Consider the following 9049-nt stretch of genomic DNA (forward strand, 5'->3'; position numbering starts at 1 on the left):
TATAGAAAGGGTATATAAGTAGTTAAGAATGAGGAGTTAAGAGTTAAGTAAAAAAGGCAGTTTTGAGGGTAATAAATCGAAAGAAAAGAGAAGGTAAATAGGTGAATTAGTCAATGAAAAAGCGCGATGTTTATTATTTTAAACATCGCGCTTTTCTTATCACTTTGTCAAAATCTAGGGATATTGGCAAAGTGTTTAACAGCTTGTTGTCCTATGACCGGCTAACGACTATTCTTGTTGTTACTTCGTCGAAGGCTATTTCTTCACCCTCTGGCAGGCTATCTACAAAACTGATACTATCGGTAAGAGTTTCGTTCTTGATATAGGATTCGTTGGCAGTAACAGCTTCTTTTAGGGCAGGGTGCGCTTGAAGGCGTATTTGTATGCGGTCGGTGATGTCGTAATCGTTGTCCTTACGGATATTCTGAATGCGGTTCACCAACTCACGAGCGATACCCTCTTGACGCAATTCGGGGGTGATGTGAATATCTAAAGCTACCAACAGACTGCCAGCGGTGGCTACCAACCAGCCTTCTATATCTTGGGTGCTGATTTCTACATCGTCCAAACTCAAAGTAACTGTTTTGTCGGGCAGTTGCAAGCTGTACGTTTGTGCTTTTTCAAACTGTGCTATTTCCGCTTGTCCAAATTCTTGCACGGCTGTGGCAATAGCTTTCATATCCTTACCGAATTTAGGTCCTAAGGTCTTGAAGTTCGGTTTGATTTGTTTTACCAATATACCTGAGGCATCTTCCAAGAGTTCTATTTCCTTTACATTCACCTCGTGCTTGATGAGGTTTGCTACGGCTTCTATTTCAGCGCGCTCGGTAGCGTTGGCTATCGGTATCATTATCTTTTGCAATGGCTGACGCACCTTGATGCTTTCTTTCTTGCGCAACGATAGTACTAAGGACGAGATAGTCTGCGCTTTCTGCATCTTGCTTTCCAATGATTTATCGATGTAACTTTCATTAGCTACGGGGAAATCGGTGAGGTGTACACTCTCTTTGTTTTCTTTACCGGTAACGCTCACCAAGTCTTTGTACAATCTATCGGCATAGAAAGGTGCTACAGGCGCCATCAGTTTGGCGATGGTTATGAGGCAGGTGTAAAGCGTTTGGTAAGCGGCTATTTTATCGGCTTCGTATTCTCCTTTCCAGAAACGGCGACGTGAGAGGCGCACATACCAGTTACTGAGGTTTTCTTGTACAAAATCGGAGATAGCACGGGTAGCGCGGGTAGGCTCATAATCGGCATAGAGGGCATCTACTTCTTTGATAAGGGTGTTGAGTTCCGAAAGTATCCAGCGGTCTATTTCTGGGCGTTCAGCCAGTGGTATATCGGCTTCTGCATAAGTGAAGCTATCGGTATTGGCATAGAGCGCAAAGAATGAATAAGTGTTGTAGAGCGTACCGAAGAACTTACGGCGCACTTCAGCTACTCCTTCCAAGTCGAATTTGAGGTTGTCCCAAGGATTCGCGTTAGAAATCATATACCAGCGAGTGGCATCGGCGCCATACTCGGCTATGGTAGTGAAGGGGTCTACTGCATTGCCCAAGCGTTTCGACATCTTTTGTCCGTTCTTGTCGAGCACCAATCCGTTCGATACTACGTTTTTGTACGCCACGCTGTTGAATACCGAAGTAGCAATTGCGTGAAGTGTATAGAACCAACCGCGTGTTTGGTCTACCCCCTCCGCAATAAAGTCGGCTGGATAGGCGGTATGGTTTTCTATATAGTCTTTGTTTTCAAAAGGATAGTGCCATTGTGCATACGGCATAGAGCCAGAATCGAACCACACGTCTATAAGGTCGGTTTCGCGGTGCATTGGCTTGCCTGATGGCGATACGAGCACTATGTTATCTACGATATTTTTGTGTAAATCTACCTTGTCGTAATTGCTTTCGGAGTTGTCGCCCACTACAAAATCTTTATATGGGTCAGCTGTCATCACTCCTGCCACGACAGCTTTTTGTATTTCGGCTTTTAGTTCTTCCACCGAACCAATGCAGATTTCCTCTTGCTTATCGGCAGTGCGCCAAATAGGTAGCGGAATACCCCAATAGCGCGAACGCGAAAGGTTCCAGTCGTTAGCATTTTTGAGCCAGTTGCCAAAACGCCCTTCACCGGTAGCCTTAGGTTTCCAGTTGATGGTTTCATTAAGCTCAAACATACGGTATTTGAAGTCAGTAACCTTTATAAACCACGAGTCAAGCGGGTAGTACAACACCGGTTTATCAGTACGCCAGCAGTGCGGATAGCTGTGTACGTATTTTTCTACTTTGAAAGCCTTGTTTTCTTCTTTAAGGAGAATCGCCAGGCTCACATCCCACGATTTTTCGGGTGCTTGCCCTGCATCGTAATACTCATTTTTGATGTATTTGCCGGCAAAAGCCTCAGGAATATTATGTCCTGTGATAAATTTCCCTTGCAAATCTACCAGCGGAATCAAATTGTCGTGCGCATCTTTCACAAGCATTGGGGGCACGCCGTATTCTTTGGCTACACGGGCGTCGTCCGCACCAAAGGTAGGTGCAATATGCACGATACCCGTACCGTCATCGGTGGTAACAAAGTCGCCTGCAATCACGCGGAAAGCTTGGTCGGCATTCTCGGCAGGAGAGCACCAAGGAATGAGTTGCTCGTAAGTAGTACCCACGAGGTCTGCACCTTTGCATTCTCCTAATATTTGGTAAGGAATTGTCTTGCTTTCAGGCGTATAAGCTGCTAAGACTGCAGCATCGCCTTCTACGAATTTCTTGCCGAATTGTTTTGCCAAAAGCGGTTTGCCGATGATGATTGTTATCGGCTCAAAAGTATATTGATTGTAGGTTCTTACAAGTACATACTCAATCTCTTTACCCACGGCAAGAGCAGTGTTTGAAGGCAATGTCCAAGGAGTGGTTGTCCAAGCGAGGATATGAATAGGTTCGGTAGGGGCACCCAGTGCTTTGGCTGCCGCTGCTACTAACGCTTTTACTTTGAACTGCGCTACTACGGTAGTATCGCTCACATCGCGGTAGCACCCAGGTTGGTTAAGCTCGTGCGACGATAAGCCTGTCCCTGCCTTAGGCGAGTACGGCTGAATGGTGTAGCCTTTGTAGAGCAACTGTTTGTTGTACAGCTGTTTCAAAAGCCACCACACGCTTTCCATATATTTGGGTTTATAGGTGATATAAGGGTCTTCCATATCCACCCAGTAGCCTATTTTCTCGGTAAGGTCATTCCAGATATCGGTATAGCGCATCACGGCTTCCTTACAAGCCTTGTTATAGTCCTCTACGCTTATTTTTTTGCCTATATCTTCTTTGGTAATGCCGAGTTCTTTCTCTACCCCGAGTTCTACAGGCAAGCCGTGAGTATCCCATCCTGCTTTGCGTTTTACTTGAAATCCTTTCTGAGTTTTATAACGGCAGAAAATATCCTTAATAGAGCGCGCCATCACGTGGTGAATACCAGGTACGCCGTTGGCAGACGGTGGTCCTTCAAAAAACACGAACGGAATAGCGCCCTCGCGTGAGGTGATACTCTGCTCAAAGATGTTGGCGGCTTTCCAGAAAGCCAATATTTCTTCTGCTATCTTAGTAAGGTCTAAGTGTTTGTACTCGTTGAATTTCATATAAAACAATAATTAATGATAAATGGTGAATGGTTAATATTGGCGCAAAAGTAGAAAAAAAGTTTCAAAGTACCAAGTTGCTCTTCTAATCAGGGTTGTCAGGTACTTTATAGCGACTCTTCACATCCACCAACATCGTCCAAACATCTACGCCTCCTATTTTGGTTTGGTGGATTTGCTCAAAACCGTGTTTTTGGTAGAAAGATACATTTGTTTCGGTATTGGTAACCAAACTGAGTTGGCTACCTCCTTCACGTGCTACTAAAGGCAAAACGGCTTCGTCTAAAAATCTACCTCCTATGTGTTTACCTTGCCACGCGGGACTCACTACAAAACTCTCTAAATACCATCTGTTTTCAGAAGTTTGTTTTTTGGCGTGCTCGCTGCTCTTGTCTAAGAAAGGCAAGAAACATTGAGTGGGTTTGGCATAACGCCAAAGCACAAAAGCTCCTGAGCGTAGGTAATCCCAAAGGGTAATACGGGTATAGCGCAATGATTGCATCACTGCGACGGCTATAATTTCGTCGTTTTCTTCGGCTATCAAGCAATAACCCTTGCGGATATTGCTCATCACTTGCACATAATGCAATTTGTTCAGATAGTCGATATACTTGCTATCGGTAGTAAAAAAAGAGTTGAGCACCGCGCGATACATATTGTAATTAGTAAAAGCATCGGTGAGCACAGTGGCTACTTTGCGGGCATCGACGGGAGAGGCAAGACGGTAGTTCATAAATGGACGATTTGTAGATGAAAATACAAAGATACAATATTTTTGCTAATGCACCAATTGTTCTTGGCTCTACCTCTACTATAAAAAACTTTGCCAAAGGCTCTTGTCCTTTGGCAAAACATATAAAAATAACAGCATCTAATTTCTATGTTCTATTTTCTAACTTCTACTGAAATCTTTCCTTTTAGCGTTTTACTTTTTGCTTCAATAGTAATTTCGCCTGCTTTTTCGCCTGCTTGTACCATCATCACTAATTTCCCATTGAAGAGGTGCATTTTAGGTAAATGGAATTGGTCGGTGCAAGTAGCATCGCCATTGGCAGCTGCTTTATAAAAGCCAGCACCTTTAACGCTGAACTGCACAAGGTCATTCACTGTTGGGCATAAATCACCGTCCTTATCTACCGCTTCTACGGTGATGAAAGCGAGGTCTTTGCTATTAGGGGTGAGTTCTGTTTTGTATTCAGTGCTGAGACGTAAGGCATAAGGCTTGCCCGCAGTACGTATTTCTTTTTCGGCTACTGCCTTACCATTAGCATCGTAAGCTACTACTTTCACAGTTCCAGGTTCGTACTTAGTATCCATCCACATTAGGCGGTAACGCTTTTGGCGGTTGAGGTCTGACGGATTACCCTCTTGTTCTTTCTCTTCTAATTTCACCGAAAGGTCTTTACTGCGTTTTCCTTGACTCTTGCCATTGATAAACAATTCGGCAGAAGGATAATTAGTATAAACGAAGATAGGAGTTACTTCACCCTCGCGCCCTTCCCAATTCCAATGAGGGAGGATATGCAAGGTTTCGGCTTCCTTATTCCAATGCGAGCGGTAGAGATAGAAGCGGTCTTTGGGTAGCCCAGCCAAATCTACTGCTCCAAAATAGGAACTATGGGATGGCCATTCTACATAGTAAGGAGTAGGTTCGCCGAGATAGTCGAAGCCTGTCCAGATGAACTCTCCTACGGTATAAGGCAAATCCTCTTGATGTATCCAGTCGTCTTCGGGCAAGTTTGACCAACCGCAGTGTTCTACGTCATAAGACGACGATTGCATATCGGGGTATTTAGCCATTGATTTGCGCTCTACGGGGAACTTATACACGCCGCGCGAGCTCACCGTTGAAGCGGTTTCACTACCCAAAATAAGCTGTTGTGGCAACTTGCGGTAAGCCTCTTTGTACTTAAACGGACGGTAGTTGAAGCCCATTAGCTGCATCGTTGCTGCCATATTGTTTTTAAGCACATCGTGGGGTCTATCCATACCATTACTCACAGGGCGGGTAGTATCGTATTTTTTGATGATATCTTGCAAATAGCGCGCTACTTGCGAACCACTTTCTACGCTCTGTTCTTCTACCTCATTACCGATGAACCACATCAGCACGCTAGGGTTGTTGCGGTAGTGTTTTACGAGGTTTGTAAGGTCTTTTTCAGCCCATTCTTTGAAGTACAAATGATAACCGTTTTCCACTTTGGGGATAGCCCATTCGTCGAAACTCTCTACGGCGAGTAGCATACCCATTTCATCGGCAGCGCGCACGTATTCAGGGGCGGGCATATTGTGCGAAGTGCGGATAGCATTCACCCCCATATCTCTCAAGATTACCATTTGTCGGCGTATAGCACTCTCGTTTACGGCAGCGCCCAGCGCCCCTAAATCGTGGTGCATACACACCCCTTGTATTTTGATTTTGCGTCCGTTGAGGTATAGCCCATCATTAGGCTTGAGTTCGATAGAGCGAACCCCAAAAGTAGTGGTTACCTCATCTTTTACAGTATCGCCTTCATAGAGTTTGGTAACCGCTTTATAGAGGTAAGGTTTACCGATGTCCCACAAGCGAGGATTATCAATATACAGTTCTGCTGAAATCTTATCGGTAGTGTAAGGAGTCGCTTTGGTATTAGCATACGCTACTCTTTCACCTCGCTCGTCGAAAATAACAGTCTCTGCTGCAACTGAAGTCTTCTTATCAGCTACAAACTCAGTATTTACTACTACTTTGGCGAAGTTATTTGTTATTTCGGGGGTGGTAATCTGTACGCCCCAAATAGGGATATGCGTCTTATTTTTAGTGATGATATGCACATTGCGGTACAAGCCTGCCCCTGGATACCAACGCGACATCTGGGTAAGGTTGTTGAGTCGCACTGCCAAAGTGTTGTTATTGGCTTTTACGTAAGGAGTGATATCCAAGAAGAAAGTGTTGTAGCCGTTGTGCCATTCGCCGGCTTTTTGTCCGTTTACAAACACTTCGGGGTTACTCATCGCCCCGTCAAACTGTACAAACACCTGCTTATCTGACGTAAGTTCAGGCACATTGAACTGCGTGCGGTACCAACCTACGCCTACAAAAGGTAACCCTCCCGTACGCCCTGTGTGTTCAATAGCCGTTTTTTGTCCGTCCTGCTTGATAGCCGTGCGCTGGATATCGTTTTCCATATCAAAAGGACCATAGATAGCCCAATCGTGAGGCACGGTTACGCGTTGCCATTTGGCATCGTTGTAGTTAGTTTGCGAGAACATAGGTTTGTCCTCACGCGTAAATTTCCACCCTTTTTGGAGGGTTTGCTGTTGTTGCGCCGAGCTCGTAGCGACAACGCCTAATAAAAGTAAAAGGTTGATTTTGTTCATTCTTATAAATCAGTAGTTTTTTAATCGGAGTTCTGGAGGCTTCTTATAGCTTTCGTTTATCTTTTCACTCCTCACTTATTTCAGTTCACTTCAATTTTTAAAATAGTTAAAGAGTTTGCCTTTAATTTTTTTCCGTTGAAGAGAGGAAATGAAAATTCAAGATAATGAACATCGGCATTCCAAAGGTTACCAAAATCCTTGCTTTTACCTTGTGCACTATACAACACCTCTCCATCGGTAGTTCTGGCTTGTATATACACTTTACCGGTTGGTTTTGTTTCAAATTTATCCTTTTTGGTCAGTTTTATATTCACATATAGCACTGTATTACCACCATCTCCTCCCCATCGCTCTTGATCTATTCTGGCAGTAATTCCATTTTGGGTGAGTTCTCTAGTGCCTTCTGGGAACTCTTTACCACTCCCTTTATCATCGTCTTTTCCACAAGAAACTAAGGTAACTGCTGAGCATAGTAGTAATAATGCAAATGTTACGTTAATTAGTTTTTTCATTTTATAATGTTTTTAATCATTAATTCTGCAAATATAAGGATTTATTTTGGTATTGGCAAGTTTATCTTTTACCTTTTACTTTCCGAAGTTTCTTAAAAAACGCTTCCTCTCTCTCGGCTATAGCGTACAACTGCTGTGAGAGAGCATTATAGACATCGGCTTGGGTGCTACGGTTTTTGTATACGCGGGCAATGGCAACTGCAAAGTCACGCCACGCATCGCCTATATCCGTAATTTCTTTGGAGAGCTCTAATAAAGCATCGTTTTTCAAGAGTTTGCCTGCTTCTTGCAAGAAAGCACCGTAGATAAACCTAAATCCCGCACCCCCAGTGCCTATCTCTTCCTGCATACGTATCAGCTGAGCGAGGTAGTGATTAGTAGTCTTCGCACCTTTCTTGCAGTGCCATTTCAGTATATCCTTGCTGAGTTTCTTAATTCCTGCTACACCCACTATGGGCACAGGAGCGAGCATCGTACTGCACGTCTGCTTGATACCCTTCCATATTGCCTTTTCCAACTGAAGCTCTTTGGGTAAATGAGTAGGGTAGTAGAGATGTCCTTTGGGTGCCAATACCCCATTGGCAAAACGCACTTTGGTGAGTTCCTCAGGCGTAAGGGTCGTAGTATAAGGAATCACGGGGTCGCTAATAAGATACTTGTCGTCTTCTTTGCCATAAACCACTAAGTTATGCGCGTTAAAATGAAAGCGGTACTCATCGGGGAAATAAGGTAGGTTGAAAACCCCCACTTGCAAGCCCGTAGGGATACCCTTGGCAAGATTGTCATCGAGGGCTTGTTCTGCCTTTTCGGGGGAAGAAAACTTTTGGCGTTTCACCTTAAATCCTAAACGTTTGGCTACTTTACTGAAAATGTGCCCCGGCATTGTGCGGTAACTAATAGCAGGTGCTTCGTTCACTCTTATCCAAGGAAAGTAGAAGAACAACAGTCCCGACCCAATCCCAAAGACCATCGGTTCACTCAGTTCCACTCCATTGAAGTGCAACAAATTAGAAGCTACTCCATTTTCACAGTGCGCCGACTGTTTATGTTCAAAATCTATTGTCATATTGAGTAATAAAGCGCAAAGGTAGGGCATAATTAGCAAATGAGCAAATTTCACAATTTGCGAAAGCGCACAAATGTAAGAAAATTATCAGTGTGAATCAAGGTTTTAAGGAATGATTGTCTCTGATTTACAACCTCATAGTCGTTTTCCCGTCCCCACATTCCCCATCTTTGAGGTAGCCAGCGACAGTTGGGTATGTGCACTGTGAGAGCGGAGTATGTGATAGGGGTGAGGTTTGTCACCTTTTTCCAGCTTGTCCCCCTTCGGGGGTTCGGGGGCTTACCGAATAAAAGACTCGCCACATTCCCCCTTTGAACGGAAGTCCGCGAGAGCGGAGTATGTGAATAGGGGTATGTTATCTCCTATTGCCTATGGCCTAAGGCCTATCACCTCTCCTCTTTCTTTCGCCTCGAAACCTCTTTTTTAACATTTTTACCCTTGTTGTATTACAGTATAAATCAATTACTTATACACCCTTTCTATACCAATCGT

5 protein-coding genes and 1 pseudogene are annotated in these 9049 nt (G+C 44.1%); all 6 read right to left on the reverse strand.

Annotated features, from left to right (window positions below):
• Positions 1 to 211: 211 nt before the first annotated feature.
• On the reverse strand, positions 212 to 3619 hold the full coding sequence (ileS, locus tag HMPREF9078_RS04815; protein ID WP_009419618.1) for an isoleucine--tRNA ligase: 3408 nt from the start codon (positions 3617 to 3619) through the stop codon (positions 212 to 214).
• Positions 3620 to 3704: 85 nt separating this feature from the next.
• Entirely contained in the window at positions 3705 to 4352 is a 648-nt protein-coding gene (locus HMPREF9078_RS04820; protein WP_009419619.1) for a GNAT family N-acetyltransferase, read from the reverse strand.
• 152 nt (positions 4353 to 4504) lie between these two features.
• On the reverse strand, positions 4505 to 6979 hold the full coding sequence (locus HMPREF9078_RS04825; protein ID WP_009419621.1) for a DUF4982 domain-containing protein: 2475 nt from the start codon (positions 6977 to 6979) through the stop codon (positions 4505 to 4507).
• 80 nt (positions 6980 to 7059) lie between these two features.
• A complete protein-coding gene (locus HMPREF9078_RS04830) occupies positions 7060 to 7491 on the reverse strand; it encodes a hypothetical protein (protein WP_009419622.1) in 432 nt (143 codons plus the stop codon).
• Between the two features lie 61 nt (positions 7492 to 7552).
• On the reverse strand, positions 7553 to 8557 hold the full coding sequence (locus HMPREF9078_RS04835; protein WP_009419623.1) for a BtrH N-terminal domain-containing protein: 1005 nt from the start codon (positions 8555 to 8557) through the stop codon (positions 7553 to 7555).
• Between the two features lie 135 nt (positions 8558 to 8692).
• A pseudogene (locus tag HMPREF9078_RS12120) lies at positions 8693 to 8861 on the reverse strand (phosphinothricin acetyltransferase).
• Positions 8862 to 9049 lie beyond the last annotated feature (188 nt).

It is taken from the genome of Capnocytophaga sp. oral taxon 380 str. F0488 (genome assembly GCF_000318255.2).
In the GTDB taxonomy this organism is placed as follows: domain Bacteria; phylum Bacteroidota; class Bacteroidia; order Flavobacteriales; family Flavobacteriaceae; genus Capnocytophaga; species Capnocytophaga ochracea.

Excerpts from the sequence above, each read along its gene's own strand:
- ileS (WP_009419618.1), bottom strand. The coding sequence starts at position 3,619 with ATGAAATTCAACGAGTACAAACACTTAGACCTTACTAAGATAGCAGAA.
- HMPREF9078_RS04820 (WP_009419619.1), bottom strand. The coding sequence starts at position 4,352 with ATGAACTACCGTCTTGCCTCTCCCGTCGATGCCCGCAAAGTAGCCACT.
- HMPREF9078_RS04825 (WP_009419621.1), bottom strand. The coding sequence starts at position 6,979 with ATGAACAAAATCAACCTTTTACTTTTATTAGGCGTTGTCGCTACGAGC.
- HMPREF9078_RS04830 (WP_009419622.1), bottom strand. The coding sequence starts at position 7,491 with ATGAAAAAACTAATTAACGTAACATTTGCATTATTACTACTATGCTCA.
- HMPREF9078_RS04835 (WP_009419623.1), bottom strand. The coding sequence starts at position 8,557 with ATGACAATAGATTTTGAACATAAACAGTCGGCGCACTGTGAAAATGGA.